General features: G+C 64.5%; 32 protein-coding genes and 1 tRNA gene. 19 read left to right on the top strand and 14 right to left on the bottom strand.

The genetic code is table 11. The annotated features are described in order from the left end of the window. Positions 1-9: 9 nt before the first annotated feature. Positions 10-927, bottom strand: a complete 918-nt coding sequence (gene deoC, locus ACVIGA_RS31890; protein WP_456670934.1) for a deoxyribose-phosphate aldolase — start codon at positions 925-927, stop codon at positions 10-12. 349 nt (positions 928-1276) lie between these two features. On the opposite strand from deoC, the gene ACVIGA_RS31885 reads away from it, so the two are divergent. Then, positions 1277-2071 carry a DeoR/GlpR family DNA-binding transcription regulator gene (locus ACVIGA_RS31885; protein ID WP_456669106.1) on the top strand — a complete coding sequence of 265 codons (795 nt, stop codon included), beginning with the start codon at positions 1277-1279 and terminating at the stop codon, positions 2069-2071. 80 nt (positions 2072-2151) lie between these two features. On the opposite strand, the gene ACVIGA_RS31880 is transcribed toward ACVIGA_RS31885, so the two are convergent. The 3 genes from ACVIGA_RS31880 to ACVIGA_RS31870 form a co-directional block, all read right to left on the bottom strand. Then, a complete protein-coding gene (locus tag ACVIGA_RS31880; RefSeq protein WP_456669105.1) occupies positions 2152-3303 on the bottom strand; it encodes a substrate-binding domain-containing protein in 1152 nt (383 codons plus the stop codon). A gap of 74 nt (positions 3304-3377) precedes the next feature. Beyond that, positions 3378-4370: an ABC transporter permease gene (locus tag ACVIGA_RS31875; protein WP_456669104.1), complete on the bottom strand. Its 993-nt coding sequence runs from the start codon at positions 4368-4370 to the stop codon at positions 3378-3380. Beyond that, positions 4367-5947 (bottom strand): sugar ABC transporter ATP-binding protein, encoded by a 1581-nt coding sequence (locus ACVIGA_RS31870; protein ID WP_456669103.1) that lies wholly within the window; start codon positions 5945-5947, stop codon positions 4367-4369. Before ACVIGA_RS31870 ends, ACVIGA_RS31875 begins: the two co-directional genes overlap by 4 nt. Before the next feature lie 262 nt (positions 5948-6209). Here ACVIGA_RS31870 and ACVIGA_RS31865 point away from each other — a divergent pair, with 262 nt between their 5' ends. Next, a complete protein-coding gene (locus ACVIGA_RS31865; RefSeq protein ID WP_456669102.1) occupies positions 6210-8042 on the top strand; it encodes an outer membrane protein assembly factor BamB family protein in 1833 nt (610 codons plus the stop codon). Between the two features lie 290 nt (positions 8043-8332). Here the strand turns inward: ACVIGA_RS31865 and ACVIGA_RS31860 are convergent. Continuing rightward, positions 8333-8409: transfer RNA gene (locus ACVIGA_RS31860), tRNA-Pro, on the bottom strand. Positions 8410-8488: 79 nt separating this feature from the next. Between ACVIGA_RS31860 and ACVIGA_RS31855 the strand changes: the two genes are divergently transcribed. From ACVIGA_RS31855 to ACVIGA_RS31840, 4 genes are all read left to right on the top strand, one after another. After that, positions 8489-9475, top strand: a complete 987-nt coding sequence (locus tag ACVIGA_RS31855; protein WP_456669101.1) for an L-threonylcarbamoyladenylate synthase — start codon at positions 8489-8491, stop codon at positions 9473-9475. Positions 9476-9586: 111 nt separating this feature from the next. Then, on the top strand, positions 9587-11014 hold the full coding sequence (locus tag ACVIGA_RS31850; RefSeq protein ID WP_456669100.1) for an FAD-binding oxidoreductase: 1428 nt from the start codon (positions 9587-9589) through the stop codon (positions 11012-11014). 14 nt (positions 11015-11028) lie between these two features. Further along, positions 11029-11469, top strand: coding sequence for a GNAT family acetyltransferase (locus ACVIGA_RS31845; protein ID WP_456669099.1), 441 nt, complete (start codon positions 11029-11031; stop codon positions 11467-11469). Positions 11470-11488: 19 nt separating this feature from the next. Next, positions 11489-12070, top strand: coding sequence for a GDP-mannose pyrophosphatase (locus ACVIGA_RS31840; RefSeq protein ID WP_456669098.1), 582 nt, complete (start codon positions 11489-11491; stop codon positions 12068-12070). Between the two features lie 389 nt (positions 12071-12459). Here the strand turns inward: ACVIGA_RS31840 and ACVIGA_RS31835 are convergent, their stop codons facing one another. After that, complete coding sequence (locus tag ACVIGA_RS31835; RefSeq protein WP_375776436.1) at positions 12460-12900, bottom strand: lipid-binding SYLF domain-containing protein; 441 nt, start codon at positions 12898-12900, stop codon at positions 12460-12462. 259 nt (positions 12901-13159) lie between these two features. On the opposite strand from ACVIGA_RS31835, the gene ACVIGA_RS31830 reads away from it, so the two are divergent. Further along, positions 13160-13414 carry a hypothetical protein gene (locus ACVIGA_RS31830; protein ID WP_456669097.1) on the top strand — a complete coding sequence of 85 codons (255 nt, stop codon included), beginning with the start codon at positions 13160-13162 and terminating at the stop codon, positions 13412-13414. Between the two features lie 84 nt (positions 13415-13498). Here ACVIGA_RS31830 and ACVIGA_RS31825 read toward each other — a convergent pair whose 3' ends face one another. Continuing rightward, a complete protein-coding gene (locus tag ACVIGA_RS31825) occupies positions 13499-13972 on the bottom strand; it encodes a hypothetical protein (RefSeq protein ID WP_456669096.1) in 474 nt (157 codons plus the stop codon). A 124-nt stretch (positions 13973-14096) separates the two neighbouring features. Between ACVIGA_RS31825 and ACVIGA_RS31820 the strand changes: the two genes are divergently transcribed. Both ACVIGA_RS31820 and ACVIGA_RS31815 read left to right on the top strand, forming a co-directional pair. Then, positions 14097-14864: an SDR family NAD(P)-dependent oxidoreductase gene (locus ACVIGA_RS31820; RefSeq protein WP_223969313.1), complete on the top strand. Its 768-nt coding sequence runs from the start codon at positions 14097-14099 to the stop codon at positions 14862-14864. Between the two features lie 170 nt (positions 14865-15034). Then, a complete protein-coding gene (locus tag ACVIGA_RS31815) occupies positions 15035-15295 on the top strand; it encodes a helix-turn-helix domain-containing protein (protein ID WP_021076090.1) in 261 nt (86 codons plus the stop codon). Positions 15296-15298: 3 nt separating this feature from the next. On the opposite strand, the gene ACVIGA_RS31810 is transcribed toward ACVIGA_RS31815, so the two are convergent. Beyond that, complete coding sequence (locus ACVIGA_RS31810) at positions 15299-16285, bottom strand: hypothetical protein (protein WP_456669095.1); 987 nt, start codon at positions 16283-16285, stop codon at positions 15299-15301. Positions 16286-16414: 129 nt separating this feature from the next. Between ACVIGA_RS31810 and ACVIGA_RS31805 the strand changes: the two genes are divergently transcribed. After that, positions 16415-16942, top strand: coding sequence for a collagen-like protein (locus tag ACVIGA_RS31805; RefSeq protein ID WP_456669094.1), 528 nt, complete (start codon positions 16415-16417; stop codon positions 16940-16942). 72 nt (positions 16943-17014) lie between these two features. Here ACVIGA_RS31805 and ACVIGA_RS31800 read toward each other — a convergent pair whose 3' ends face one another. Together ACVIGA_RS31800 and ACVIGA_RS31795 are read right to left on the bottom strand one after the other, a co-directional pair. Then, positions 17015-17242 carry a hypothetical protein gene (locus ACVIGA_RS31800; protein WP_456669093.1) on the bottom strand — a complete coding sequence of 76 codons (228 nt, stop codon included), beginning with the start codon at positions 17240-17242 and terminating at the stop codon, positions 17015-17017. A gap of 98 nt (positions 17243-17340) precedes the next feature. After that, positions 17341-17607: a DUF2277 domain-containing protein gene (locus tag ACVIGA_RS31795; RefSeq protein WP_456669092.1), complete on the bottom strand. Its 267-nt coding sequence runs from the start codon at positions 17605-17607 to the stop codon at positions 17341-17343. 119 nt (positions 17608-17726) lie between these two features. Here ACVIGA_RS31795 and ACVIGA_RS31790 point away from each other — a divergent pair, with 119 nt between their 5' ends. Next, the gene (locus tag ACVIGA_RS31790) at positions 17727-17972 is read left to right on the top strand and encodes a DUF2188 domain-containing protein (RefSeq protein WP_016840968.1); all 246 of its coding nucleotides are present in this window, start codon (positions 17727-17729) and stop codon (positions 17970-17972) included. A 14-nt stretch (positions 17973-17986) separates the two neighbouring features. Here ACVIGA_RS31790 and ACVIGA_RS31785 read toward each other — a convergent pair whose 3' ends face one another. Then, a complete protein-coding gene (locus ACVIGA_RS31785; protein WP_223969320.1) occupies positions 17987-18676 on the bottom strand; it encodes an ArsR/SmtB family transcription factor in 690 nt (229 codons plus the stop codon). 137 nt (positions 18677-18813) lie between these two features. On the opposite strand from ACVIGA_RS31785, the gene ACVIGA_RS31780 reads away from it, so the two are divergent. The 5 genes from ACVIGA_RS31780 (at position 18814) to ACVIGA_RS31760 (ending at position 21819) form a co-directional block, all read left to right on the top strand. Beyond that, positions 18814-19215: a nuclear transport factor 2 family protein gene (locus ACVIGA_RS31780; protein ID WP_223969322.1), complete on the top strand. Its 402-nt coding sequence runs from the start codon at positions 18814-18816 to the stop codon at positions 19213-19215. A 107-nt stretch (positions 19216-19322) separates the two neighbouring features. Next, positions 19323-20384, top strand: coding sequence for an alpha/beta fold hydrolase (locus ACVIGA_RS31775; protein WP_456670933.1), 1062 nt, complete (start codon positions 19323-19325; stop codon positions 20382-20384). Positions 20385-20401: 17 nt separating this feature from the next. Further along, a complete protein-coding gene (locus tag ACVIGA_RS31770; protein ID WP_456669091.1) occupies positions 20402-20749 on the top strand; it encodes an MmcQ/YjbR family DNA-binding protein in 348 nt (115 codons plus the stop codon). 158 nt (positions 20750-20907) lie between these two features. Next, positions 20908-21261, top strand: a complete 354-nt coding sequence (locus ACVIGA_RS31765; RefSeq protein ID WP_456669090.1) for a hypothetical protein — start codon at positions 20908-20910, stop codon at positions 21259-21261. Positions 21262-21408: 147 nt separating this feature from the next. Continuing rightward, positions 21409-21819 (top strand): hypothetical protein, encoded by a 411-nt coding sequence (locus ACVIGA_RS31760; RefSeq protein WP_456669089.1) that lies wholly within the window; start codon positions 21409-21411, stop codon positions 21817-21819. Positions 21820-21915: 96 nt separating this feature from the next. Here ACVIGA_RS31760 and bfr read toward each other — a convergent pair whose 3' ends face one another. Together bfr and ACVIGA_RS31750 are read right to left on the bottom strand one after the other, a co-directional pair. After that, entirely contained in the window at positions 21916-22404 is a 489-nt protein-coding gene (bfr, locus tag ACVIGA_RS31755) for a bacterioferritin (protein WP_163155403.1), read from the bottom strand. Between the two features lie 227 nt (positions 22405-22631). Then, the gene (locus ACVIGA_RS31750; RefSeq protein WP_456670932.1) at positions 22632-22904 is read right to left on the bottom strand and encodes a (2Fe-2S)-binding protein; all 273 of its coding nucleotides are present in this window, start codon (positions 22902-22904) and stop codon (positions 22632-22634) included. Between the two features lie 385 nt (positions 22905-23289). Between ACVIGA_RS31750 and ACVIGA_RS31745 the strand changes: the two genes are divergently transcribed. After that, on the top strand, positions 23290-23595 hold the full coding sequence (locus ACVIGA_RS31745; protein WP_456669088.1) for a hypothetical protein: 306 nt from the start codon (positions 23290-23292) through the stop codon (positions 23593-23595). 237 nt (positions 23596-23832) lie between these two features. Next, positions 23833-24117: a hypothetical protein gene (locus ACVIGA_RS31740; protein ID WP_212311628.1), complete on the top strand. Its 285-nt coding sequence runs from the start codon at positions 23833-23835 to the stop codon at positions 24115-24117. An 82-nt stretch (positions 24118-24199) separates the two neighbouring features. Here the strand turns inward: ACVIGA_RS31740 and ACVIGA_RS31735 are convergent, their stop codons facing one another. Next, positions 24200-25432 (bottom strand): lytic murein transglycosylase, encoded by a 1233-nt coding sequence (locus ACVIGA_RS31735; protein WP_456669087.1) that lies wholly within the window; start codon positions 25430-25432, stop codon positions 24200-24202. Between the two features lie 251 nt (positions 25433-25683). On the opposite strand from ACVIGA_RS31735, the gene ACVIGA_RS31730 reads away from it, so the two are divergent. Then, positions 25684-26763, top strand: a complete 1080-nt coding sequence (locus ACVIGA_RS31730; protein WP_456669086.1) for a toll/interleukin-1 receptor domain-containing protein — start codon at positions 25684-25686, stop codon at positions 26761-26763. Positions 26764-26765: the final 2 nt, after the last annotated feature.

Here is a 26765-nt window from a genome sequence, read left to right as displayed (position 1 = left end):
GCTGGAGTCTCATCCCACGGGGTGGCGGTTGAAAGCCGAGTAGTGGCCGGTCACGTGATGCTCGAGCTGCCGCTCGATGTCGGCGAGCAGGCTGGAGGCGCCGATGCGGAACAGATCCGGCTCGAGCCAGTCGCGTCCGAGCTCCTCCTTCATCAGGAACTGATAGGTGAGCACGTCCTTTGCCGTCGAAATTCCACCGGCCGGCTTGAAGCCGATCTCGTAGCCGGTGCGCTCCTGATAGAGGCGGATCATCCGCAGCATCGCCAGCGTCACCGGCAGCGTCGCGTTCACGCCCTCCTTGCCGGTTGAGGTCTTGATGAAGTCGGCGCCGGCCATCATGCAGACCATCGATGCCTTGGCGACATTGCGCAGCGTCTTGAGATCACCCGTGGCCAGGATCGTCTTCAGATGCGCGTTGTCGCAGACCGCGCGGAAATCCTGGACCTCGGCGTAAAGCGCCCGCCAGTCGCCGGTCAGCACATGCTCGCGCGTGATGACGATGTCGATCTCCTGCGCGCCGTCGCGGACCGACGCCTCGATCTCCTTCAGCTTCAGCTCATGCGGCACGAGGCCAGCGGGAAACCCGGTCGAGACCGCGGCGACCGGGATGCCGGATCCGTCGAGCGCTTCGACAGCCGCACCGACGAACCGATGGTAGACACAGACAGCACCGGTATGCAGGGCGCGCCCGGCAAAGCCGAGCTTCTCCATGACATCGCCGCGCACGGGCGCCTTGGCCTTGGCGCAGAGACGCTTCACTCGTTCGGTCGTATCGTCGCCGTTGAGCGTCGTCAGATCGATGCAGGTGACTGCCTTGAGCAGCCACGCCGCCTGCGCGTCCTTCTTCACGGTTCGCCGGCCTGGCAGGCTCGCAACACGCCGTTCGGCGGCCGACAGGTTGATCCTGATGTCGTCGACCCAGTCCATCTCGAGCGCACGGCCGCTGTTGCGCGGCAGCGGATGCACATGCTCGCCGCCCGGGGAAGGCGATTGCACGGCCAACGGGGACGGATTCTGTATGAAGACGCTCTGCGTCATGGCGGCGCCGTGCGGTCCTAGCGAATCGACGAGGTGGCCAGATAGATTGAATGTGCCGATCGCAACATGTGATCCTCCCCTGACCTTGCCGCGGGGTTTGCCGCCTGCCGAGGACGACATCGTCTCGACACCGGATCAACCCGCGGGACTGGATGTTATTATTGTAACAAATCGACGTTGCTAAACTCACAACATTGTAAGATCATTGTCAATCGGATAAGCAAGCTCGGCGATCAAAATGGCTGAAACTTCCAACGCACGACCAAGCGAGACACGCGTCCAGCGTCTGCAGAGGCTGCGTCGCGCCGTCGAATCGAGTGGCGCGCTGCATCTGAAGGACGCCGCCGAGCTCCTCAAGGTTTCCGAAATGACGGTGCGGCGCGACCTTGCCGGGCCGGAAGCTGCCCTCGCTCTGCTCGGCGGCTACGTCGTCAATGCCGCGTCGCCGACCGGGATCAAGTACACGTTCGAGCAGGAGATCGATCAGCACACCCAGGACAAGCGTCTCGCCTGTCGGGCTGCCGCCGCCTCCATCAAGGAAGGCGATACCATCTTCATCGACTGCGGCACCACGATGCAGTCGCTGGCGGACTGCCTGCCCGAGGATCTGCCGCTCTCGGTGATCTGCTATTCGATGAACGTGGCGTCGATCGTGACGCACCGGCCCAACACGCAGGTGATGGTGATGGGCGGGCTCTATCATCCCTCCTCGCAATCGTTCGCGTCGGATGACGGCCTGTCCTACCTGCGGCGACTCGGGATCAACAAGGCCTTCATCTCCGCGGGCGGCGTGCACTGGACCCGCGGCGCGAGCTGCTCGAATTTTCACGAAGTCGCTGTCAAGCAGGCCGTCATCGAGACCGCGATGGAGAGCGTTCTGGTGATCGACGCGAGCAAGCTCGGCAGTCTCAAATCGGCATTCTTCTCCGATATCGGCGCGTTCTCGCGGATCATCGTCGGCGGCGCGGCGTCATCGGACATGCGCAAGCACTTCCGCAGCCTTCCCGTCGAGTACGTCACCAGCGCAACCTGATCCGAGCGGGGGCTGGCACGCCCGGATCAGGCTGCTCACGAGGCGCGGGCTCGCGGGACCACGCATCGAACTCGTGCGGCTCAGTTGCAGGCAGGCTTCGCCTTGTTGCACGCGTCGGTCAGTTCCTGCGGCGGCTCTTTCTTGAACACCGTCTTGTAGGATTCCAGCACGTTCGACTGCGTCACCGGCAGCGACTGCACACCGACCCAGGCCGGCGTCTCCTTGCCAAGCAGCGCATTCATCATCGCCATCGCCTCCGCGACGCCCTGGTCATAGGGTCGCTGCGAGCCGGTCGCCTTCAGCGGCCCGCCCTTGGCGATCTCGATCGCCGATTGCAGGCCGAGATCGACGGTCGTGACCGGAATGTCGATGCCCTGCGCGCGCATCGAGCTCAGCGTATCGAGCGCCGGCTGATCCCAGACCGCGAACACGCCTTTGACATCCGGATTGCCGGTGAGGAAGTCGCCCGCGATCTGCGACACCTTCGGCGGGTCGGTGAAGTCGACCTGCTTCATCTTGAGGTCGGGACGGTTCTTCTGCATCCACTCGCGGACCCCCTTGGTGCGCTCGTTGGTGCTGAAATAGTCGACGCCGAAATTGACGAGGCCGATGGTGCCGCCCTGCGGCATGCAGGAGGCCAGAATCTGGGCCGCGATCTGTCCGTTGCCCAGGTTGTCCGCCGAAATCATCGAGGCGTATTCCTCGGGATGCTTGAGGCCGGTCGGGATGCTGTCCATCAGCACCAGCTTGATGCCGGCCTTGGCGACCTTCTTGTAGGTCGGCGCGGTCGCGGTGAAATCGACCGGGATCGAGATGATGCCATCCGGATGCTGCTGGATGGTGTTCTCGATGTCGGCGATCTGCTTGTCGACCTGATATTCGGCGGATGCGACGCCGGTCACCGTCACGCCGTACTTCTTCAGCGTGTCGGTGATGCCCTGGATCTGCAGCTGCGCCCAGTCGAGGTTGACGGTCTGCATGGAAATGCCGACCTTGAAATGCTTCTCCTTGATCTTGGCAGCGTCGGCGTCCGACAGCGCGAGCACCTCGGGCGAAGCGGCCTTCTCGCCGTGCGGTCCCTGACCGACGATCGATTTCGGTCCCAGCGTCGCGAGATCGACGCCCTTGACGCAGCTTGCCGGCACTTCGGCGCGCGCCGAGGGGACAATCGAAATGGCCGTCGCCGCGATCAGCGCGGTCAGCGGCAAGGTTTGTCGCAAGATTGGCTTCATTGTTTCCTCCCTTTTTTGGTCGCCGATTGACCGGAGGCCGGCGACCTTGCCCCTACAATTTCCCGGATCGTGCTCTAGCGTTTCGTGAAGGCGACCGCGGCCACAATGATCGCTCCCTTGATGACGAGCTGCATCGGCGAGCTGACGCCGAGTAGCACGAGGCCGTTGTTGAGCGTGCCGATGATGAGGCTGCCAAACAGCGTTCCAAGGATGTAGCCGCGCCCGCCGAACAGGCTGCAGCCGCCGAGGATCACGGCGGCGATGACGTCGAGCTCCATGCCCTGCACGACGTCGGGCCGCGCGGCATGCGAGCGCGCGGACAGCACCAGCGCCGCAAGCCCGGCCAGCGCGCCGGTCAGCACAAAGGCCGCGGTCGTCACCCATTTGGTGTTGATGCCGGAATAGAGCGCCGCGGTCGGGTTGCCGCCGACCGCATAGATACGACGGCCGAACACGTTGTAGTGCAGCAGCAGGATGCCGACGATCATCGCCACCAGCGTCCAGGCGATGGGAACGGGGATGCCGAGGAACGTACCTTCGCCGAAGATCGCAAAGTATGTCTCGTTGGTGATGATGACCGGCTTGGTGTTGGTCACCATCATCGCCAACCCTCGCGCCATGCTCAGCGAGCCGAGTGTCACCAGGAACGACGGGATCGACAGCTGCGTGGTCAGGATGCCGTTGAGCAGCCCGACCAGCGCGCCGGTGCCGAGCCCGGCAATCGCGCCGACGACCCAGCTGTTGTTGATCTGGCTCATGGCGAGCGCCGCGGCCATGCCCGACAGCGCCAATGTCGATGCGACCGACAGATCGATCTGACGAGCGATGATCACGAATGTCATGCCGACCGCGATGATCGACACCAGCGTGGTCTGGCGTCCGATATTGAGGAAATTGTCGACCGACAGGAACCAGGGCGATGACAGGCTGAACACGACCAGCAGTACGACGAAGGCGAGGTACAGCATGTAGGGCCGCTCGCCCCGCAGCAGATTTTGCAGCAGCTTGCGGCGACGATCGGTTCGGGTCGACGAGGCGACGACATTGGGCGCGGTCAGTTCGGTCATGCGGGCAGCTCTTGCAATACGCCTTCTCCGGAGGCCTGGTATGTTTGCAGCAGATGATGGAGCTCTTCGGCATCAACGATCTCGCCGCGCACAAGCGTTCGCGCCACGCGTCCGTCGACGATCACCGAGATGCGGTCGCAGAGCTCGATCAATTCGACGAGATCCGAGGAGACGATCAGGACGCCGCTGCCGTCGCGGGCGGCATTGCGGATCACGCCGTAGATTTCCTCGCGTGCGCCGACGTCGACGCCGACCGTCGGCTCGTCCAGCAGCAGCACGCGCGGCCGCGGATCGTTCCATTTTCCGAACACGACCTTCTGCTGGTTGCCGCCGGACAATGTCCTGACCAGGCTGGAAGCGCCTTGCGCCTTCACGGAAAGCCGCGCGACCGCAGCGTCCGCACGCCTGAAGGCAGCGCGTTGCTGCATGAAGCCCCAGCGTGAGAAATGCGGAATCCGCGGCAAGGTGATGTTGCGTTCGATCGAATGGTCGAGGACCAGGCCTTGCACGTGCCGATCCTCCGGCACCAGTGCGACGCCCTGGTCGATTGCATCCGCCGCGCTCTTCGGCAGCCATGGCCGGCCCTCGATCTCGAGCGTGCCGCTTTCCGCCGGCCGAAGTCCGAAGATGGTCTCCAGAATCTCGGTACGTCCGCTGCCGATCAATCCGGCAAGGCCGTGGATCTCCCCCTTCATTACCGACAAGTCGACGGCCGACAGCCGGTCATTCGACACACCCGACAGCGACAGAACCGGCGATGAATCGAACGAACGCGCCGCCGCGGGCGTGGCACGCGACGCTGCCGGCGCCAATCGATCGGTTCCGATGATGGCGTTCACCAGCCGCTTCATGTCGGTATCGGCGGTGACGAACGTGCCGGCATTGGCGCCATCGCGCAGCACCGTGACACGCTGCGAAATCTCGAACACCTCGTTGAGACGATGGGTCACGTAGATCACGCCGACGCCGCGGCGCGTCGCCTTGCCGATCGCATCGAACAGGATGCGGACCTCGTCCGACGTCAGCGAGGATGTCGGCTCATCGAGGATCAAGAGCCGCACCTCGCCCATCAACGCCTTGGCGATCTCCGTCATCTGGCGGTAGGCGAACGGCAGCGAGCCGACCGTCGCTTTGGTATCGAGGGGAATGCCGAGCTCACCCAGGAACGCTTCGGCCCTGGCCATCAGTTCGCGCTTGCGGACGAAGCCGAACCGCGCGCGGGGCTCGCGGCCAAGCAGCAGATTGTCGGCGACGCTCAGGGATTCGACGAGACTGAGGTCCTGATAGACGACGGCGATCCCCGCCTCGCGCGATCGTGCCGGGCTGTCGAACGTCGCCGGCCTGCCGGCAATCTCGATGATGCCACTGTCGGCGGCATGAACGCCGCTGAGGATCTTGATCAGCGTGGATTTTCCGGCGCCGTTCTCGCCCAGCAGCGCGTGCACCTCGCCGGACACGACCTCGAGGTTGACGTCGCGCAGCGCGCGCACGCCGCCAAAGCGCTTGTTGATGCCACCGACCGTCAAAAGCGACGCCGACGGCTGAGGCTCTGCCGCGATCGAACCGGACAATTCCATTTTCCTCCCATCGCCGCGCGGAGCGCTGATGCGATGATGACATCTTGTTATTTTTGCAACTTATTGTGTTATAATTCTATCACATCAGGCGGCCTGTCAATGGGAGATCACGCCGTCAGGCGCTCCAATTGGGGGCGGCCGGCCGCGATCAGGTTCGGCCCTGCCCGGCACACGCCGCCGGCCTCCCACGCGCGATGGAAGCCGGCAGGTTGTGCTACGCTTCAGTCGCTCATCTCATCAAAGCCAACGCCGGTGAACCGCGATGAAACTGAGTGCTGCGATTGCCGTCGTCCTGATCTGGTCGTGCCTTCCTGCGACTGCGCAGCAAGGCGGTGCCGCCCTCTACGCGCAGCGCTGTGCGCAGTGCCACGACAGCACCAACACCGATATTCGCGCGCCGAGCCGCACCGCGCTGCAATCGAAGTCGTTCGATGAAGTTCTGGGTGCGATCACCACCGGCGCGATGTCGTCCTTCGCGCAGGGACTGACCAATGACGAGCGGGCGGCGATCGCTTCACTCGTCACCGGCAAGGCCGCCTCGCATGCGTCGGCCGACAGTGCAGGCCAATGCGCGCAGAGCGAGGCCGGTTTCCCGCAACCGATCGACGGGCCACGATGGAACGGCTGGGGCGCGGATCTCAACAACAGCCGGTTTCAGCCGGCGGCCATGGCCGGCCTTACGCCAGACCAGGTCCCGCGGCTACGTCTGAAATGGTCCTTCGGGTTTCCTGGCACGTCCGCTGCCTACGCCCAGCCGACGGTCATCGGCGGCTTGCTGTTCGTCGGCGGCGGCGATCGCAAGGTCCATGCCCTCGACGCCAAATCCGGATGCACCCGCTGGGTGTATCCGACCGAGGCGCCGGTCAGGGCGGCCATCAGTCTTGTCCCGATGGAAAATGGCCAATCCGCCATCGTCTTCGGCGATGTGCTCGCCAACGTCTACGCGGTGAATGCGACGACCGGCGCGTTGATCTGGAAGAGCAAGGTCGAGGATCATCCGGCCGCGCGGATCACCGGTGCGCCGACCTTCTATTCCGGCGTTGTCTATGTCGGGGTGTCATCGATCGAAGAGGCCACGGGATCTCGGCCGACCTACCAATGCTGCACGTTTCGCGGCAGCGTCGTGGCACTGAAGGCCGAAACCGGTGCGCAGATCTGGAAGACCTACACCATCTCTGAAGCGCCGCATCCCACGCGGACCAACGCGATCGGGACCCAGCTGTTCGGGCCGGCCGGCGCGTCGGTCTGGTCCGCGCCGACGATCGATGCTCAGCGCCAGGCGCTCTATCTCGCGACGTCGAACAGCTATGCCGACCCGGCAACCGACACCAGCGATGCCATCCTCGCGTTCGATCTCGCGACCGGCAAAATGCTTTGGCATCAGCAGGCCACGCCCAAGGACAGCTTCGTCGTGGCGTGCTTCGGCACCGACCAGAGCAACTGTCCGCAGGACCGCGGCCCCGACCACGACTTCGGACAATCGCCCATCCTCGTGACGTTGCATAACGGACAACGCGAGCTGGTCATCGGCCAGAAATCCGGCGTGGTGCATGCACTCGATCCCGACCATGAGGGCAAGATCCTGTGGCAGACGCGGATCGGCCAAGGCGGCCCATTGGGCGGAACCGAGTGGGGCTCCGCCGCGGACCAGGACCGAATCTATGTCGCCAATTCCGACGTGCGGTTCCTGAGGGACGGTTCGAGGCGTCTCAATTCAAGCGAAGGCGGCGGCCTGTTCGGCCTCGATCTTGCGACCGGGAAAATCGCGATGCAGGTGGCGCCGGTTGCCTGTGGCGATCGCCCACAGTGCAGTCCTGCGCTGTCCGCCGCGGTCACCCTCATTCCGGGCGTCGTGTTCTCGGGCGGCGTGAGCGGCTTCCTGCGCGCCTACGCCACCGATGATGCACGGCTGCTTTGGGAGATCGACACCGCGCGCGACTACGCCACGGTGAATGGCGTCCCGGCCCGTGGCGGCGCCATGGACGGCCCCGGCGCGGTCGTCGTCGACGGCATGCTGTATGTCAATTCCGGCTACGCGCAATGGGGCGGCCTGCCCGGCAACGTTCTGCTGGCCTTCGAGGTCGGCAACCCCTGAGAAGCGCAATGTCAGCATTTGCGACGGCACGTTGAGCACTACTCGCCGCGGGCTATTCGTGCTTTGATGTCGGCCAGGATCGGCTGAGAGATCCGACGGGAGGCCTTCTGGTGCTTGGTGACGTGCTACGCAACATCACGTCAGGCGCCTTTACCCTCGCGCCCAACAATCGTCGCGTGTCAGGTTCCGAGCGGCGTCGAATCGAATCGACGGACATGGCTGCCGCGCCGCAAATCGATGCGCATTTCGTTGCACACAAAAAACGCAGAAACTATAAGTGCTTGGAAAGATGGTCGGAGTGGCAGGATTCGAACCTGCGACCCCTGCGTCCCGAACGCAGTGCTCTACCGGGCTGAGCCACACTCCGACTAAGAGGCCGGCTTATAGCGTCGCGTTTCGGGGACCGCAAGGGACCACAAGGCACCCAATTGAGGAATTGAGTCACAGTGGATACAGGCCTGAAAACGCACGTTTTGCCCGCTGGCGCCGCCGCCACGGCGACCGCGGCCGGGGTTCTGGCCGAGGGCGGCCTGGTAGCGTTTCCAACCGAGACGGTTTATGGCCTCGGCGCCGACGCCGGCAACGCCGCCGCGATCGCCCGGCTCTACCAGGCCAAGGGCAGGCCGGCCTTCAATCCACTGATTGCCCATGTCGCCGATCTGGGCGCGGCGCGCCGGATCGCCCTGTTCGACGGGCAGGCCTTGCGATTGGCCGAAGCGTTCTGGCCCGGCCCCCTCACCCTGGTGCTGCCGAAGGCGCTCTCCTGCCCGGTCGCCGAACTCGCGACCGCTGGGCTCGATACGGTCGCGATCCGCATTCCGGCCCACAAGGTGGCGCGCGACATCATCAAGGCCTTCGGCGGTGCTGTGGTAGCGCCATCGGCCAATCTCTCCGGCCATGTCTCGCCCACGACGGCCGAGCATGTGAACGGCGACCTGGCGGGCCGGATCGACATGATCGTCGACGGCGGCCCGGTCGAGGTCGGCGTCGAATCCACCATCGTCGGCTGCTTCTCCGATCCGGTGCTGCTGCGGCCGGGCGGGCTGACGCGCGCCGAGATCGAGCGCGTGCTCGGCCATCCGCTGCAATCGCCGCCGCCCGAAACGGAAGGCGACGCTCAGCCGATCGCCCCGGGCATGCTGGCCTCGCATTATGCGCCGCGGACGCCGGTCCGGCTCAATGCCAGCGACGTCCATGTCGGTGAAGCCTTGCTGTCGTTCGGGCCGGTCAAGGTCGGGCGGCGCGAATGCGCCTCAGTGGAGATGAACCTGTCCGAGCGCGGCGATCTCGCCGAAGCTGCCGCCAACCTGTTCGGCTACCTTCGCACGCTCGACACAAGAAACGCAGATGCTATCGCAGTGATGCCCATACCCGAGGACGGGTTGGGCGAAGCCATCAATGACCGGCTGCGCCGCGCAGCGGTTGGGCGGTAACAAGCATGACCCGGAAGAGTGCGAGCCGGTTTTCCCCGCGTCAGACGCCAAGCGTTTGCGCAGAGGTCATGCCCAAATAAAGATCCCGACTGAGTGAAAGACCAAGAAGAAATGAACATCGTCCAATCAGCGGTGCCGCCGCTCCCGCCCGAATTGCTTGCGAAATTCCGCGCCATCGTCGGCGACAAATATGCCGTGACCGATGCCGCCGACATCGAGCCTTACGTCACCGAGGAGCGTGACCTGTTTCACGGCCGCTCGCCGCTGGTGCTGCGTCCCGGCTCGACCGCCGAAGTCGCCGCGATCTGCAAGCTCGCGAGCGAGCACGGGATCGCGCTGGTGCCGCAGGGCGGCAACACGGGCCTCGTCGGCGGCCAGACGCCGCATAATGGCGAGGTCGTCGTGTCGCTGCGGCGCCTCGACAAGATCCGCGACATCGATGTCGAATCCAACACCATGACCTGCGAGGCCGGCGTGGTGCTGCAAATCGCGCAGCAGAAGGCAGCCGACGCCGACCGGCTGTTTCCGCTGTCGCTCGGCGCCGAGGGCAGTTGCACCATCGGCGGTAACCTCTCGACCAATGCCGGCGGCACCGGAGCGCTCGCCTATGGCGTGGCGCGCGAGATGGCCCTCGGCGTCGAGGTCGTGCTCGCGGATGGCCGCGTGCTCAACGCCTTGTCCAAGCTGAAGAAGGACAACACCGGTTACGATCTGCGCAACCTCTTCATCGGCGCCGAAGGCACGCTCGGCATCATCACCGCCGCAACGTTGAAACTGTTTCCGAAGCCGCGCGTGGTCGAGACCGCCTATGTCGGCCTGAAGTCGCCGGCGGCGGCGTTGAAGCTGCTGTCGATCTCGCGTAACGAGGCGGCCGGCAGCCTGACGAGCTTCGAATTGCTCGCCGACATCGCGGTCGATTTCTCGATCCGCCACGGCATCGATATCCGCGATCCCTTGGAGAGCAAGCACCCCTGGTACGTGCTGATGGAACTGTCGTCATCGCGCGACGATGCCCGCGACGCGCTCGAGGCGATCCTCGCCCAGGGCATGGAAGACGGCATCGTCGACGACGCTGTCATCGCAACCAATTTGAGCCAGCGCCAGGCGTTCTGGAAACTGCGCGACGAGATGTCGGCGGCGCAGAAGCCGGAGGGCGGCTCGATCAAGCACGACATCTCGGTGCCGGTCGCAGCCGTGCCCGCCTTCATCGCGGAGGCCAATGCAGCGGTCGTGAAGCTGATCCCTGGCGCGCGGCCGGTGCCGTTCGGCCATCTCGGCGACGGCAACATCCACTACAACGTCAGCCAGCCGGTCGGCGCCAATGCGGCCGACTTCCTGGCGCGTTGGCACGACGTCAACGCCGTCGTGTTCGAGATCGTGCTGCGGATGGGCGGCTCGATCTCGGCCGAGCACGGCATCGGCGTGCTCAAGCGCGACGAGCTGCCCGACGTCAAGGACAAGGTCGCGATCGAGCTGATGCGGCAGGTCAAGGCGATGCTCGATCCGCTCGGCATCATGAATCCGGGCAAGGTGCTGTGACCGTGCAGGCGACAATGCCCTCCTCCCTCGTCATTGCAGAGATCACCGACGCCGACGTCGCCGCTGTCGTCGCGCTGTGGCAGGCGTGCGGCCTGACCCGGCCGTGGAACGATCCGGCTGCCGACATCGCGCTGGCACGGCGCGGACCGAGCTCCGCCATCCTTGTCGGCCGCAGCCCGGACTCGATCGTGGCGACCGCGATGGTCGGTCACGACGGTCATCGCGGCTGGGTCTATTACGTTGCCGTCGATCCGAGCAGCCAGGGCAAGGGGCTTGGCCGCACCATGATGGCGGCGGCCGAGGACTGGCTGCGCCAGGCGGGCGTGCCGAAGCTGCAATTGCTGGTGCGGCGGGAGAACGCCAAGGCCGGCGCATTCTACCAATCGCTCGGCTATGAGGAATCGACCTCGGTAATGCTCGCTAAATGGCTCGACGGCCGCGAAGCGACGTCGTGATGGAATTGAAGGATTACGCATGAGCATCGCCGACCGCGTCCGCGTCAAGGACGTCCAGCTACTGTCGAAGCGCCGCTACGAGCTGAAGAGCGCGACATTCGACTACCGCCGCAGCAACGGCGAATGGCAGACCCAGGTGCGCGAGGTGTATGACCGCGGCAATGGCGCGGCGCTGTTGCCCTACAATCTCAAGACCCGCACCGTGGTGCTGGTGCGCCAGTTCCGCTATCCCGCCTTCGCCAACGGCTATGACGATCTCCTGATCGAGGCCGCCGCCGGCATGCTTGACGATGCCGCGCCGGAGGCACGCATTCGCGCCGAGGCGGAGGAAGAGATCGGCTACCGGCTCGCGCATGTGCGCAAGGTGTTCGAAGCCTTCATGACGCCAGGTGCGGTGACCGAGAAGCTGCATTTCTTCGTCGCCGAATACGACGCCACGATGCGCGTCGGCGATGGCGGCGGGCTCGCCGACGAGGGCGAGGACATCGAGGTGCTGGAGCTTGCGATCGACGACGCGCTCGCCATGATCAGCGATGGCCGCATCGTCGACTGCAAGACCATCATGCTGCTGCAGTACGCAGCGCTGCATCTGTTCAGGTGAATGCCGCGCCGTCCCGGCCTGGACCGAGGCGGCTCGCGCCATCGGCTAGACAAAATATCGAAAACAACCCCATGCACAGTAGCCGGCGGTGGCCGGCGCCCGAGTTGACACGTCGGGCAACTCACGGATACATTTCCAATATTCCGAAATCACGCAGGCGCGCTGGCCCCTAGAGCCATTTCCATTCCGATGGAATCGGACGGGGCGATAGCGCTCAAGCCCCCGTCATCCTGAGGTGCGAGCGAAGCGAGCCTCGAAGGATCGACGGCCCCGCTGGTGGCCGATTCATCCTTCGAGACGGCCGCGTTGCGGCCTCCTCAGGATGACGGGGATGGTCTGATTCCGGCTCGACGATCAGCTGTCGCTCGCGCCGCTCCACACCGTCAACTCTACCGCATCGTGATCGCAAGGCCGCTCAGATCGGCGTTCGCCATCAGGCCGACCTGGTGACCGGTCAGCTCAAGCACCGCGCCCTTCTGATTGGTCAGCACGATCGCGCGCGCGCCGCGCCCGACGGCAAGGCCCGCGCCGGCCGCGCCGTAGACGCCGGCAACGTCGGACGGACGATTGATGTTGCTGACGCGGCCGCGCAGCACGGTCTTGGAGCCGCCGAACACCAGGCCGTAGTCGAGGCCGCCGGTGGAGAGCCGATAGGAGCGGCCGCGGAACGTCAGCACGCCGCTGCCGCCGGAGCCGCCGATGAACCATCCGGCCTTGTAGATCGTGAGCGTCACGAAGCCGCTGTCGGCACGCGCGGCAGTGGAGAACGCGAGGCCCGTGAAGGCCATCAGTGCGACCAGCGCGGCGCGAAGGGTGGATGAAAGTTTCATGTGCGGTCTCCCCGGGATTTGCTCACGTCGATTTGCTCACGTTGCGGCGCCAGCGCGAATCGCAATGGGCCGACTGTAGCAAGCGCGTCGTCAGGCGCAATTTGGCACAGCAGGCGTCCATTGGTGACGGTAATGCCCGCGGGAACCGCGTTGAACCTGTTCCCGGGGTTGCAACACTCACTGCATGTCCGGGGCGATCGGCCCCTGAGCTCCAGGATTTCCCCGCGGAGCATTCACTTTTTCAAACCGGAGATTTCCCATGCGTCGTCTTGCGATTGCCTGTGCCGCCATGGCCGCCACTGTGTCCGTGCTTGCTGCGGCAAGCCCGGCCAGCGCCACGCCCTATCATCTGATCCGTTGGCAAGACACCGGCTTCTGCCAGATATGGGACCAGAGCGTTCTGACCACGCCGTGGCCCGCGAACTTCGCCGTCGTCAGCGAGGAGCTGCCGACCTTCGACGCCGCGTTCAGCTACAAGACCGGCCTCCTCAACAACGGCACCTGCTCGTTCTGAGCGCCTCCCCGACGACGCACAGGGCGGACACGCGACAACGGCGCGGCGTCCGCCCTCGTGCTGTCAGCCGCACGCGATCGCGCGTCAGTGGTGCTTGATCAGCGCATCACGCGCGGCGGCGAGTTCGAGGAATGCGGGGCCGTTGCCGCCACCGTCGGGATGCACCGTCTTGGCGGCGCGCTTGAACGCCTGATGGACCTCGGTCGCGGCGAGGCGGCGGCCGAACGGCAAGCCAAGCAATTGCCGGTAACGCTCTTCCTGCGTCAGCGCCTTCGGCGTCAGGCCACGCCGGCCGAACTGCGGCGCGGACAGCATGTGCAACGCGTCGCTGACGATACCGAGACGGCGCAGCGCCATCGATCGGGTGCGGCGGTCGGCTGATTTCAGCGCCGCCTGGCGCAGGATCGGCAGCACCTGTGCGGCCGCATGCCGCAGCGTGTCGTCGATGTCGGTGGTGGCGATCTCGGCGATCATCCTGGCCATTTCGCGATAGTCGGGATCAGGCGCAGCGCAGAAGCGCTCGATCGCACCTTTCCAGTGTCTGATATTCGGGTCCATGATCGGTCCGTACTGTCATCCGAATCCGGATAACAGCAACGCGCAAACGCGGCTTGGCGTTTCGGTTGGCGCAGTTTTGAATAGTGTTGTCGGCAACGCTCATAAATCAGAACGAGGAAACACCATGGCTCTTCTCGACAATCACATCGCCGTCATCACGGGTGCAGGCTCAGGCATCGGCCGTGCCATCGCCGCGGGCTACGGCCGCGAGGGTGCGCGCGTGGTGCTGCTCGACATGAACGGCGATGCCGCGGCGGAGGCGGCCAAGGAGATCCGCGACGCCGGCGGCAACGCGGAGAGCTTTGCGCTCGACGTGACCAATCTCGACGCCTGTATCGCGATGGCGAAGCAAATCGCCGACAAGGTCGGACCCGTCTCGATCCTGGTCAACAATGCCGGCATCGCGCGCCGCAACGGCATGCTCGGCGCCGACGAGGCCGTGATCAAGGATTGGGAAGACATCATCTCGATCAATCTCACCGGCGTCTTCAACGTGACGCATTCGTTCCTCGCCCCGCTGCGCAAAAATAAGGGACGCATCGTCAATATCGGTTCGATCCAGTCCTTCGTGCATCTGCGCACGCCGAGCTCGCCGGCCTACACCGCCTCCAAGCACGGCGTGCTCGGCTTCACCAAGGCATTGGCCGCCGAGCTCGGCAAGGACGGCGTGCGCGTCAACGCGATCGGGCCCGGCTTCATCGAGACGCCGCTGAACGAGAAGGTGCGCGCCTCCAATCCCGACCTCGTGAAAGTCTTCATGGACCACACCCCGCTCGGCCGCGCCGGCAAGCCGGAGGACATCGTCGGTCCCGCGATCTTCCTCGCCTCGGACCTCTCGGCCTATGTCTCGGGGTCGATCGTGATGGTCGATGGCGGCTACCGGACACTGTGACCGATGGAACCGCAATCGTGGCGATTTCTGGGTATTTTGCTTACAAAGCAGGGAGTTAGCGGCGCGTTAAGGAATTGTTAACCAAACCGGCACACCGTGGATCTACGGGGTAGTTGGTTTCTCGATGTCTCCGCCTCATCGACGAGGCGGGCGTTGATCGGGAGGAGTTCATGTCTTACGCGTCCACCGTACCGTCGCCGGAAGCACTGCTGCCGTCGCTGGCTCCAAATGAAATCGTCCCATTGCTGATCGGCGCGACCGTCGATGAAGTCGAGCGCGAACTGGTGCTGCAAACGCTCGCACGCTGCGACGGCAACCGCACGCGTGCCGCGCGCGTGCTCGGACTGTCGGTCCGGACCTTGCGGAACAAGATCCGCGAATATTCGGCCGACGGCATCGACGTGCCGCACAGCGAGCACGCCGCGGCGTAGGAATCAGATCGGCAGATCGATCGCAAGACGCCGCCAGCGCGACAACAACACTCTGTCGTCCTCGCCGAGGCAGGGTGCGAGATGCACGTCGGTCGTCGCAGTCCGTTGCAGCGTCTGACCCACCAGTGCGGTCGCATAATCCCAATAGTCGCGCCGGCCGTTCGGATCCGGCGCGACCAGGGATTTTGCGAGGATCTCGACATGGATCGCCCTGACAGCGCTATGCCAGAGCCGACCTGCGCGGATCTCCACCGAGGGCGCGCCGGGCCGCGCCTGCCACATCAGCCAGTAGCTCTCCTCTCCGCCGGCCCAATCCGCTGACGGCAGCGACGGATCAAGACATGGCGAGCGGCACGCGAGTGGCCGCATTGTGCGCACGTCGCAGAACGCCGAGTAGTCGAGCCTGTCGTACCAGTTGACGCGCAGCAATCGGCGGACCTCGTCCTGCTCATCCGCCGCGAGCGGCCGCCTGCCGGTCCGCTCGAGATCGGCGATCATCGCGTCGAGACGATCGCGATCGAATGGCTCGACCTCGAGCACCACGCCAATGTTGCGCGGAAACAGTCCATCGAGCATGGCGACCATCTCGCGATAGAACGCGCGCGCCAGGCCGCCGCCGCGCCACGCCTGCGCGATGCCGACGTGGTTGCAGAAGATCAGCTCGCTTGCGTGATCGTAGGTGAAGAAGCCGAGCCCAACCGCGCGCGTGGCGCCGGCGCGCAGGATGAAGCAGCGCGAGTCAAGACGATAGGACATCTCGTGGCCGCCGACGCTGAAGTGACGCCGTTCGCCGACATCATCCGACAACAGCCAACGCACGATGTCGTCCGCGCTGTCGCGCTCGCTGGCAGGAAACAGCTCCTCATAGAGCTCGAGCACACCCGTGCTGCGAAAGGCCGCTTCGTCAAGCACATCGTGCCGCGTCACGACGATGTCGAGCGGTTGCGGTTCGCCCGCGGCTTCGCGGTACATGCCCTCCAGAACCCGCAACGCGCCCTCCGCTGTCATATGCGCACGGAATTATGACTGTTGATCGCTTGCATCGGCGCTGGCGGGCAGAATTGAAGCCGTGCTCCAACCTCTGTTACAAGCGGCTTCAAATCGCGACGGAGCATAGCAGTGGCTGACGAGACAGTTTCCCGCCAGGGGTCACGAGGGGCGCAGGGGCCGCAGGGCCGTCAGGGCGAGCCGGGAAAGCCCGGACCGCAGGGACATCCGGGGCGACCGGGGCCGGAAGGTGCGCGCGGCAAGCCGGGTCCGCAAGGCAAGGCCGGTGTGGTCGGAAAGGCCGGCCCCCAGGGCAAGCCGGGGGCGCAAGGCAAGGCCGGCGTGCAGGGTCCGCGCGGCGAAGCTGGTCAACAGGGCCCGCAGGGTTCGGCCGGCCCGCGTGGTGAAGCCGGCCCGCCCGGCCAATTGCCGTCGATCGAGCAAGTGATGCCGTGGCTGCACATGATCTTCGACGCCTGGGAAGACTACAAGCGCACCAAGGAGCGCGAAGCCGCAGAACTCGCCGAGCGCGATGCCGCCGAGCGCGCGGCAGCCGAGGCGATCGCCCTTGACGTCGACGCGATCGATTTCGCTGAGGATGACGACGAGGACGACGACCACAAGAAAAAGAAGAAGCACCGCAAGAAGGACAAGAAGTAACCCTTCTTGTCATAGCGCAGCGACACGGCCAGCGAAATCCGTGTCGCGCTCGATGCTCAGCGCGCTCGATGCTCAGCGCTCCGCGCCCGGATTGGCCGGAGGATCGGACGGCCGGCCGAGCTGCATGAGCTGGAAGACCCAGCGCATCGCGTAGTACCAGGCAACACCCGCGAACGCCCCGCAGGCCGACAGGATGACGATGTTGGCGAGGTCGATCGTGCCGCTCGACCACAGCATGCCGCAGGTCCAGAGCACGGCGAACGCAATCGAGCACAATGTGAGCAGGGCGGCAGGCTTCATGGCGTTTGCTCCGGGACCGGGGTGAACGGCCATGATGCCTGGAGGCAAGGCGCCACACCGTGACCTGCATCACGGAATGCGCGAGCCTCAGCCTGGCCTCAGCCGAAGCGCAGCCGCGAGCGCTCCCTCGCCTTCTCCGCCTCGATCTCGCGATCGCGCGCCGGCGACGTGGTCTGCAACGAGATCAGCAGCCTGCGCGCGGCGGCCGAGACCTCGGTCACGGCAAGGTTGAAGGCGGCCTCATTGGCCTGCGACGGCTTGTTGAAGCCGGACAATTTACGCACGAATTGCAGCGCGGAAGCGTGGATCTCGTCCTCGGTGGCGGGCGGCTCGAAGTTGAACAGCGTCTTGATATTGCGGCACATGTCAGTCTCCCTCGCCCGCACCTCGGGGCTTGCGTCTCAAAGACGATCGGCTGCTGCAAAATACGACATCGTGGTCTATTCTGGCAGCCTCATCGTCCACGATGGAAACGAGGTTCCGGATGAGCCACGTGATCTACAAGGTTGTCCAGCACGATGGCGGCTGGGCCTATACCGTCAACGGAGTGTTCTCGGAACCGTTTCCAACCCATGCCGCGGCGCTTGCCGCCGCCCGGCGCGCCGCCAATGAGCAGCGCGTTCCCGGGCGCACCGAGGCGATCCAGTACGAGACGTCGGACGGCAAATGGCTGACCGAAACCGCCTCCGGCAATGACCGCCCGGAGACCGAGGTCGAGGACGGCCGCTAGCACCGTGCGCGGGTTCAGAACGGAACCTGCACGCCGAGCCGGTCGAAGAACGCCCGCCCCTGGTCCGTGATCCGCAGCGCGCGCGGAATCCGATGCGGCGCAACGCCGCGCATCGCGACCAGCCGCGCCAGCACGGCATTGGCGAACGGACCGGCGAGATGCGGCACGCGCTCGGTCCAGTCATTGCAGAGCCGCAGATGCGGCTGCCGCGCCGGATCGAAATCGATCTCTTCGGCGCGGCACCAGGCCAGCCCCTGCTCCGTCACGCGACCATCGCGGCCCTCGATGATGACGAGGCGGCGGCGCACCAGCGCATTCGACAGCAGCACGCCGAGCTGGCCCGCCAGATGATGGTAGCAGGTGCGCGATTGCCTGAGCTGCTCGGCGGGCATCGCGCGCTTGCGCCCGGCAGTGGCCTTCGTTGCAAGATCGACCAGGTTCTCGATCAGCGCCGCGACATCATCGTCCCTGATCCGGTAATATCTGAAGCGGCCCTGGGCCCATACCGACAGCACGCGCGCATCGACCAGCTTCTGCAGATGCGCACTGGCGCCTTGCGGCGAAATGCCGGCCACCGCAGCGAGCTCGCCGGCCGGCAGCGCCTTGCCGTCGGCCAGCGCGCTGACCATGGCCTCGCGCACCGGATCGCCCAATGCCTCGGCGATCCGCGAAAATCCCGTCTGCACGGATTGGGATGATCTCACCACATCGTCCTCCGGATCGCGCAACAACGTCCTATCCGCATTCACCGTGCCGTGAAACTCATTTCAGTTTTACCTGAAACGTCGCGACGGCCTCTTCCGATCAAATCGGCGCCATCGGACGAACACAGGGAACAATCATGGCAGCCGACAATACCGACGCGGAACGCATCTACAAACTCTGGGACGAGGCCCTCGGCAACAAGGACCTCGAGGCAGCGTTGGCGCTTTATGCGCCCGATGCCTCGATCGAAAGCCCGCTGGTCCAGCATCTGATGCAGACCAAGGACGGGATCGTGCGGGGCCGCGAGGCGCTGCGCGAGTTCATCACGCGCGTGTTCCGCACCAACCCGCCGCAGCGACGGCGCTTCAAGCAAGGCTTCTTCAGCGACGGCCGAATTCTCACCTGGGAATATCCGCGCCAGTCTCCGGACGGCGATCAGATGGATCTCGTCGAGGTCATGGAGATCAAGGATGGCCTGATCCAGCGTCACCGTGTCTATTGGGGATGGTATGCGCTGAACGTGCTGAGGGCGAGCTGAACACATCTTCGCCAGCCACGCGGCGCAGCGCTCGGACAACGCTTTGCGTCATGCTAGACCTGCGCCTGAGCGGCTGGACAAACATGCCGTGCATGGGAAGAAGCATGATGTTCCGTTGGTGCGCGGCGCTTGCGGCCGCTTTCGTTTCGATGTCGGTACCGGCCATGGCTGCAGATTATCCCACACCGCAGGATGGCGAGTGGATCGCAAAGGACTTCAAGTTCCACAGCGGCGAGGTGATGCCGGAGCTACGGCTGCACTACACCACGGTCGGCGCGCCGACCGGGCAGCCGGTGCTGGTGCTGCACGGCTCCGGCGGCTCGGCGGCCAGCATGCTGACGCCGAGCTTTGCCGGCCAGCTGTTCGGCCCGGGTCAGCCGCTCGACGCGACAAAATACTACATCATCATCCCCGACGGCATCGGGCACGGCAAATCGTCGAAGCCGTCGGATGCGATGCGGACCAGCTTTCCAAGATACGACTACAACGACATGGTCGATGCACAGTACCGGCTGGTCACCGAAGGGCTCGGCATCAAGCACCTGCGGCTCGTGATCGGCAATTCGATGGGCGGCATGCACACCTGGATCTGGGGCGTGCGCTATCCGCAGATGATGGACACCCTGGTGCCGATGGCTTCGCAACCGACGGCGATGGCGGCGCGCAACTGGATCCTGCGCCGGACGATGCTGGAAACAATCCGCAACGATCCCGACTACAATGGCGGCAACTACACCAGCCAGCCGAGAATGATGAAATACGCCATCGCCGCCTATCGCTTCGCGAGCGCCGGCGGCACGCTCGGCTACCAGACGCTGGCGCCGTCAGCGCCGCAAGCCGACAAGATGGTCGACGACCAGCTGGCATTGCCGGTCACCGCAGACGCCAATGATTACATCTATCAATGGGAAGCCTCGCACGACTACGATCCGTCGGCGGGACTGGAGAAGATCGTGGCCACCCTGCTTGCGATCAACGCGGCCGACGATGAGCGCAATCCGCCGGAGACCGGCGTCACCGAGGCGGCGGTGAAGCGGATCAAGAACGGCAAGATTGATCTGATTCCGGCGAGCAGCGAGACCCGCGGCCACCTCACGACCGGCGATGCCAAATTCTATGCCAGGCAGTTGCAGGAGCTGCTGCAGACGGCGCCGCAACACACGATGTAGCGATCGGTATCGAGGCGATGTCCGCAAGTCGCTTCCGCAATGTCGCGCTGAGCCTGCCCGAGGTGATCGAGGGCGCGCATCACGGCACCGCCGACTTCCGCGTCGGCAACCGCATCTTCGCAACGCTCGGCTATCCCGACAAGGATTGGGGCATGGTGAAGCTGACGCCGGAGCAGCAGGCTGTGGTGGTCGAGGCCGAGCCGGACATCTTCCGGCCGGTGCCGGGCGGCTGGGGCAAGAGCGGCAGCACCAATGTCCGGCTCGCCAAAGCCGATCAGGTCACGTTGCGCAGCGTGCTCACAATGGCCCGCGACAATATCGCGGCAAAGCCTGCGAAGAAGGCACGCGCGAAGAAACCCGCCTGAGCGCGGCGATCCCGCACTGCATCACGGACAACAGCGCTGTCTCGCTGATTCTTTGGGCATGCATCTCGTGCGCGGTTCGTGCCTAATTGCACCAACATCGGATTCGCGCGCGAGACGATGCGCGCGTGTCACGCACAAGGCTGTCGCGGAGGGATGCGATGCGAAGGCTCACGCATGGCGCGATGCTTGCGTGGCTCGCCATGACGGCGGGCGCAGCGGTGGCGTTCGACAACGGCCAATACGACAACGTGCCATCAGATATCCGCGCCTGGTTCAAGAGCGTGATCGCGCCGAACGGCGTGCCGTGCTGCGATATCTCCGACGGCCATCGCACGAGCTATGACGTTCGGGGCGGCGCCTATTGGGTGCCGATCGAGGGCGAATGGATGATGGTGCCGGAGCGCGCGATCATCCGCGATCGCGGCAATCCGGTCGGCGAGGCCGTGGTGTGGTACGTGCACCACCGCGGCAACATCATCATCAGCTGCTTCGTTCCGGCGGACGCGGTCTGAGGCGCCGCCGCGCAGTCGCGCCAATTTGAAACAGATACCTCCTGTTAACCTTACTTTTTAACCAATAATTAAGGATGAGTTTGCGGGCGCCCTCGGGCGCGGCCTAGCGTCTGCACAATGCTCCGTAACCGCGAGTTGGTGCCGGCCATGACTGATCGAACATATGGGGCGCTGATGGCGTCCCTTGGCGTTGCAGCGGTGCTGCTCGCTTCCTCGACCGCGACCTATGCAAGATCCGGAACGGCGCCGCGCGGCACGTTTTCCGCGCACCATCCAGCCTTCCGTCATCATGTGCGCGCGCCCGGCATCGTGTTGCCGGACGCAGGCGGATACTATGATGGCGCGGCGGATGTCCCCTTCGCCGCCGCGGTCCCGGCCCCGGCGTCGAACGACGTTCGCTACACCTACACCCAGGACGTGCCCTGGGATTGGGCGCATCGCTATCCGCCGGCCGTGGTGCCGTCGGATCGCCCCTATGTGTCGAGCTGCCCCACCGAGAGCGTGACAGTGCCCGGCCGCGACGGCGATCGCACCATCAACATCACCCGCTGCTACTGACCGATCGCTCGATCCGGATCGCGAAAACGAAAGAGGCCGCCCGCAAGGACGGCCTCTCGCATTTTTGCAGACGCGCTTCAATCAGCGCGACGTCGATCAGGACTCCTCGCCCTTCAGATGACCGACGTGCTTCTGGGTGTAGAGCTCAAGACCGATGCGCTTGATCAGGTCGAGCTGGGTCTCGAGGAAGTCGATGTGGTCTTCCTCGTCCTTCATCAGCCTCTCGAACAGGTCGCGGCTGACATAGTCCTTGACACCGTGGCAGTAGGTCGCCGCCTCCTGGTAGAGCGTGCGGGCGCCGATCTCGGCAGCCAGGTCACACTCGATGATCTCCTTGACGTCCTGGCCGATCTTCAGGGGATCGAGCACCTGCAGGTTCGGGAAGCCGTCGAGGAACAGGATGCGGTCGACGAATTTGTCGGCGTGCTCCATCTCCTCGATGGACTCCTTACGCCAGACCTTGGCCATCTCCAGGAGGCCCCAATTGTTGAGCATCCGGTAGTGCAGCCAATACTGATTGATGGCGGTCAGTTCGCTGCGCAGCCCCTTGTTCAGATAATCGATGACCTTCGGGTCGCCTTGCATGATCCACTCCACCTGTCGCGGCCAAAACCGGCCAGCACTGAATTTAGAACGCTTCTAAATCAGATTGCCGGTGAGAGCAACCCTTCGCGGAAGCAGCGCGTGGATAACCGGATTTGGGGGATTTGCGGAGGCAGAGCGTTTCCGGCGACGCGGCAGCCGGACCGTGTGACGAAAGCGCATTGAAACGGGAAAGCTACGGTTCTGCGTGGATCAGAACCGAAAATGCCCTAGCAGGCCGCGAGCGCGAATTCGGCCGGCTCGGCGTCTTCGTTGGCGGCGTGCGGATGGCCGCTGTGGGGACAACCCGAGCAGCAGGCCTTGGCGCAAGGGCCAAGCGCCTCGTCGATGATCGCCTTGATGGTGCGCGCGCAGCGGCCGCATTCGGCGCTACAGCCGAGGCAGCCATAAATCTGCTTTGCGCTTCGTGTCACAGACTCGCCGCCATTAACGGCATTGCGGACATCGTGGTCGCTGAGGACGTTACAGGAACAGACAATCATCAGATGAGGCGGGTCCAACGGGTGATGCTCGCCAATATGGATATTGTCGACCCCGGCCGGATGCAAAAGGAAAAAGCCGTTCTTGTAGCAATTCCAAACTGATGCGGGATTCATATTGGAATGAATCTAAATCGGTTGGCCCCGCCTTTCGGGAATAAGAGACCCGTCAGGCCAGTCTACCGGGCCAATCCCGGCTTCCATCGCAAAACGCACCGGCTCACTGCGGCTACGAGCTTGTGCGTTGCAAGATATGCCAAAAGCTGCAAGCATTTGGACGCGAATACGGCAGCGTCGTTCATTGATCATTCAAGCGGAATATGGAACCCTCAGGGCGAGACAGATCGCCCACGTACGCTGTCCCTGCTCCCGTGAGAAAGGTGAGGTCATGAAGAAGACATTGCTGGCGCTTTGCGCCGCCGCCACTCTGGCGGTTTCGGCTGTGGCGGTGCCCGCCCCCGCCCAGGCACAACGCGGTGTCGCCGCTGGCGTCGCTGCGGGATTGATCGGTGGCGCCATCGTCGGTGGCGCGATCGCTTCGCAGAACGGCTATTACGGTCCGGGCTATGGCTACTACGCGCCCGGTCCGGCCTATGTCGCCGAGCCCGGTTACGGTCCCGATTGCTTCTGGCAGCGCCAGCGGTTCTGGGACGGCTACAGCTGGCGCGTTCGTCGAGTCCGCGTTTGCGATTGATCGCCGTTCATCTCGATTAATTCGAACCAGATGTCCCGGAAAACCGACTGTTTGTCCGGGACATCTGCTGTAGAAGGCCAGAAAAAACCGCTTTTCTGCGCGATGAGCCTGCCGACGTTTACTTTCGGTTGACTGTTCTGCGCTGTTTAGCAAGACAGCAGTTCGAGATCAGCGTGTGAGTCACCTAAAACCTGGCGCCGAACCACGACGCCACCATCTTCCAGGAGAGCCAAAGACATGAAGAAGACTTTAGCTGCCCTTGTCGCCGTTACCACGCTTGCCGGTTCGCTGGCGGTTGCTCCGGCTGCCAAGGCTGGTGACGGCGGGGCCATCGCGGCCGGCGTTGCCGGTGGCCTGATCGGCGGCGCCCTGCTCGGCGGCGCGATCGCAGGCGCCCGTCCCGCTCCGGTCTATGTTGCACCGGCACCGACCTACGTCGAAGAAGCTCCGTGCCGCTGGGTTCGTGAGCGCTTCTGGGACGGCTACGGCTGGCGCTTCCGTCGCATCCAGGTTTGCGACTGATCGATCGACGCTATCAGCATCACACTCGAAAACCCGGCCTCGCGGCCGGGTTTTTGTTTTCGTCACCAGGCAGGCCTGACGGTCAGCGCTGCCCGTTCATCGCGCGCAGCACTGCCTCGCTCGGCCAGCAATCGACCTTGAGCCCGGCCTGCTTCTGATAGGCGCCGAGCGCGGCGCGGGTCTGCATCCCGGCCTTGCCGTCGAGCTTGTCCTTGTAGAGACCGATCTTCGTCAGCTGCTGCTGCATCGCCTCGACATCGGCGGAGCGCAGCTGCTTCGACGCCGACCATGGCGTCGCAAACGGCTGCGGGCTCGTCATGCGGTCGGCGAGATGGCCGACGAACAGCACGTAGAGATCGGAGAAATTGTATTCCTTGATCACGAAGTAGTTCGGCGTGGTCAGGAAGGCCGGACCGTAGCTGCCTTCGGGCTGCAGCAGCGAGGCCGACTGCGCCTGCTCGGTGGCGCTGAGCCTCGCGCCGCGCACCGGCACGAAGCCTGCCCGCAGCCACTGGCTGATCGGCTTTGTCACTTCGGGCACGCCGATTGTGCAATCGGCATTGGCGGGTGCTGTGACCTCGTAGGCCCAGCGCACCCCGGGCTGCCAGCCCTTGTTGACGAGCTGTTGCGCGGCGGAGGCGAGCGCGTCCGGCACCGAGTGCCAGATGTCCACCTTGCCGTCGCCGTCGAGGTCGACGCCGTGCTTGTAATATTCCGACGGTAGGAACTGGGTGTAGCCGGTCGCCCCCGCCCACGACGAGCGCAGCTCCTTGCGCGTCACGGCGCCCTCGCCGAGGATCTTCAGTGCGAGGATGAACTCGGTGCGGTACTGATCCTTGCGGCGGCCGACATAGGCCTGCGTCGCCACCACGCGCAGCGTGTCGTAGGGCAGCGAATAGCGGCCGTAGTCGGTCTCGCGGCCCCAGATCGCCAGCACGATGGTGGGGGGAACGCCGAACCGCTTCTCGATCGCGTCGAGCGACGGACGATACTTCTGCAACAGCCGCTGCCCCTCGGTGGCGAGCCGCGCGATCGAGGCTTCCTTGATGTAGTCGGCCGGCACCTGCACGAACTCGGCCTGCGCCGGCGCGCCGGTCTTCGGGCGTCCGGGAAGGATCAGGTCAGGCAGCTTGTAGTCGGGCTCGAGCCCGCGCGTCTCGCGATCGAAGGTTTCGCGCGACACGCCGGCCGCCTTGGCTTCCGGCCACAGCGAGGAGATGAACTGGGTGAACGCGGCGTCGGCGGCGTATGCGGGCCGTTGCAGCGGCGCACATAGCAGCACCGCGCATGCGACGATGGTGGCTGGCCATTTCATGATCGATCTCACCTGGTGTCCCGAATCCGAATATCATTCGCCGCACCTTCGGATCGAACTTCGGATTCGATAAGGACACTAGCAAACTTATGATTCCAGTGTGCTTTATGAATGCGAAGTTCGTGAAAGCGGCTGCCGCGAAATCGCACGAACTTCGCATTCAGCACACTGGCGGAAACAGGCATTGCAACGTGGATTCGGCAATGTCAGAATTCAATTCTGGGTGGTAAGTTTTGCCATGCGCATATTTTTTGTCGTTTCCCTCCGAATTGGAGTCGCAGGCTGACAACATCGCTCAGTCGCTGCGCAATTGCGACCACGACGTTTTCTTTTCGCACGACGATCTCCCGCCGGGCGACAGCTTCGATGCGCGCGTCGAAAAAGCCATCGAAAGCAGCGATTTCATGGTGTTCCTGATCAGCCCGGAATCGGTGACCAAGGGACGCTACACCTTGAGCGAGCTCGCCTTTGCCCGAGCCAAATGGCCGAACCCGAGCAACCGCGTGCTGCCGGTGATGATGGCGCCGACTCCGCTCGACCAGGTCCCGGCCTATCTCAAGGCGGTCACGATCCTGGAGCCGCAGGGCAGTGCCGCCGCCGAGACGCGGGCCGCGGTGGGCCGCATGCTGGCGGCCGAGAGCGCGCAGTCGCGCGGCCGACCGAATTTGCCTTTCCTCGTGCTGGCGCTTGCGTCCGCCGTCGTGTGCAGCCTGGTCGCGACCTATGCGCTCAACGTCCTGCAATATTCGTTCGTCGTCTCAGACGCGGGCGGGATCACGATCCTGCCAGGGGTCATCTTCGGCGCGGCGATCGCCGCCTGCAATGTCGTGTTCGGCGCCAAGGACCGGTTTCAGCTGGCGCTGGTAGTCGCCATCACGACCGCGGCATGGATCGCGGCCTATGATGCCAGCGCCGTCACGCTTCAGGCGCTCGGCCAATACGCGAAGACCGTCCCGGTCGACGGCAATGCCGCGAGCCCGGCCCAGATCACCGAGACGCTCGGCAACAATCCGTTGATGGGTTATCTGATCGGCGGCATCGGCGGCGCGGTGGGCGGAGCGATCACCATTCTCGGCGTGCTCCTGACCAACCCGGCGTTCAGGCGGATCGACAGCGTCGTGGTGACCTGGATCGCAGCCATCGCGGCCGGAACCATTTACGGTGCGATCGTCAGGCTGCCGACCTTGCTGGGCTGGCTGGTGCTGTTCGGCGTCTGGCAGACCGCGTTCATCCTTGCCATGGCCCGCGGATTTCCGCGCGGCGCGGCGCAGATCCCCGAATGGCTCGGAAGATCCGCGCCGGCATTGTTTGGCCAGCGCGCCGCGCGATGACG

The sequence above is a fragment of the Bradyrhizobium sp. USDA 3240 genome, assembly GCF_054063295.1.
The sequence above is the reverse complement of the archived record's forward strand: the minus strand, read 5'-3'. Positions and strand labels throughout refer to the sequence as shown.

Excerpts from the sequence above, each read along its gene's own strand:
- ACVIGA_RS31880 (WP_456669105.1), bottom strand. The coding sequence starts at position 3,303 with ATGAAGCCAATCTTGCGACAAACCTTGCCGCTGACCGCGCTGATCGCG.
- ACVIGA_RS31770 (WP_456669091.1), top strand. The coding sequence starts at position 20,402 with ATGTCCGCAAGTCGCTTCCGCAATGTCGCGCTGAGCCTGCCCGAGGTG.
- ACVIGA_RS31845 (WP_456669099.1), top strand. The coding sequence starts at position 11,029 with ATGCCCTCCTCCCTCGTCATTGCAGAGATCACCGACGCCGACGTCGCC.
- ACVIGA_RS31760 (WP_456669089.1), top strand. The coding sequence starts at position 21,409 with ATGACTGATCGAACATATGGGGCGCTGATGGCGTCCCTTGGCGTTGCA.
- ACVIGA_RS31795 (WP_456669092.1), bottom strand. The coding sequence starts at position 17,607 with ATGTGCCGCAATATCAAGACGCTGTTCAACTTCGAGCCGCCCGCCACC.
- ACVIGA_RS31835 (WP_375776436.1), bottom strand. The coding sequence starts at position 12,900 with ATGAAACTTTCATCCACCCTTCGCGCCGCGCTGGTCGCACTGATGGCC.
- ACVIGA_RS31840 (WP_456669098.1), top strand. The coding sequence starts at position 11,489 with ATGAGCATCGCCGACCGCGTCCGCGTCAAGGACGTCCAGCTACTGTCG.
- ACVIGA_RS31850 (WP_456669100.1), top strand. The coding sequence starts at position 9,587 with ATGAACATCGTCCAATCAGCGGTGCCGCCGCTCCCGCCCGAATTGCTT.
- ACVIGA_RS31870 (WP_456669103.1), bottom strand. The coding sequence starts at position 5,947 with ATGGAATTGTCCGGTTCGATCGCGGCAGAGCCTCAGCCGTCGGCGTCG.
- bfr (WP_163155403.1), bottom strand. The coding sequence starts at position 22,404 with ATGCAAGGCGACCCGAAGGTCATCGATTATCTGAACAAGGGGCTGCGC.
- ACVIGA_RS31865 (WP_456669102.1), top strand. The coding sequence starts at position 6,210 with ATGAAACTGAGTGCTGCGATTGCCGTCGTCCTGATCTGGTCGTGCCTT.
- ACVIGA_RS31735 (WP_456669087.1), bottom strand. The coding sequence starts at position 25,432 with ATGAAATGGCCAGCCACCATCGTCGCATGCGCGGTGCTGCTATGTGCG.
- ACVIGA_RS31750 (WP_456670932.1), bottom strand. The coding sequence starts at position 22,904 with ATGATTGTCTGTTCCTGTAACGTCCTCAGCGACCACGATGTCCGCAAT.
- ACVIGA_RS31780 (WP_223969322.1), top strand. The coding sequence starts at position 18,814 with ATGGCAGCCGACAATACCGACGCGGAACGCATCTACAAACTCTGGGAC.
- ACVIGA_RS31820 (WP_223969313.1), top strand. The coding sequence starts at position 14,097 with ATGGCTCTTCTCGACAATCACATCGCCGTCATCACGGGTGCAGGCTCA.
- ACVIGA_RS31885 (WP_456669106.1), top strand. The coding sequence starts at position 1,277 with ATGGCTGAAACTTCCAACGCACGACCAAGCGAGACACGCGTCCAGCGT.
- ACVIGA_RS31765 (WP_456669090.1), top strand. The coding sequence starts at position 20,908 with ATGCGAAGGCTCACGCATGGCGCGATGCTTGCGTGGCTCGCCATGACG.
- ACVIGA_RS31875 (WP_456669104.1), bottom strand. The coding sequence starts at position 4,370 with ATGACCGAACTGACCGCGCCCAATGTCGTCGCCTCGTCGACCCGAACC.
- ACVIGA_RS31800 (WP_456669093.1), bottom strand. The coding sequence starts at position 17,242 with ATGAAGCCTGCCGCCCTGCTCACATTGTGCTCGATTGCGTTCGCCGTG.
- ACVIGA_RS31775 (WP_456670933.1), top strand. The coding sequence starts at position 19,323 with ATGTTCCGTTGGTGCGCGGCGCTTGCGGCCGCTTTCGTTTCGATGTCG.
- ACVIGA_RS31825 (WP_456669096.1), bottom strand. The coding sequence starts at position 13,972 with ATGGACCCGAATATCAGACACTGGAAAGGTGCGATCGAGCGCTTCTGC.
- ACVIGA_RS31790 (WP_016840968.1), top strand. The coding sequence starts at position 17,727 with ATGAGCCACGTGATCTACAAGGTTGTCCAGCACGATGGCGGCTGGGCC.
- ACVIGA_RS31745 (WP_456669088.1), top strand. The coding sequence starts at position 23,290 with ATGAAGAAGACATTGCTGGCGCTTTGCGCCGCCGCCACTCTGGCGGTT.
- ACVIGA_RS31815 (WP_021076090.1), top strand. The coding sequence starts at position 15,035 with ATGTCTTACGCGTCCACCGTACCGTCGCCGGAAGCACTGCTGCCGTCG.
- ACVIGA_RS31740 (WP_212311628.1), top strand. The coding sequence starts at position 23,833 with ATGAAGAAGACTTTAGCTGCCCTTGTCGCCGTTACCACGCTTGCCGGT.
- deoC (WP_456670934.1), bottom strand. The coding sequence starts at position 927 with ATGGACTGGGTCGACGACATCAGGATCAACCTGTCGGCCGCCGAACGG.
- ACVIGA_RS31830 (WP_456669097.1), top strand. The coding sequence starts at position 13,160 with ATGCGTCGTCTTGCGATTGCCTGTGCCGCCATGGCCGCCACTGTGTCC.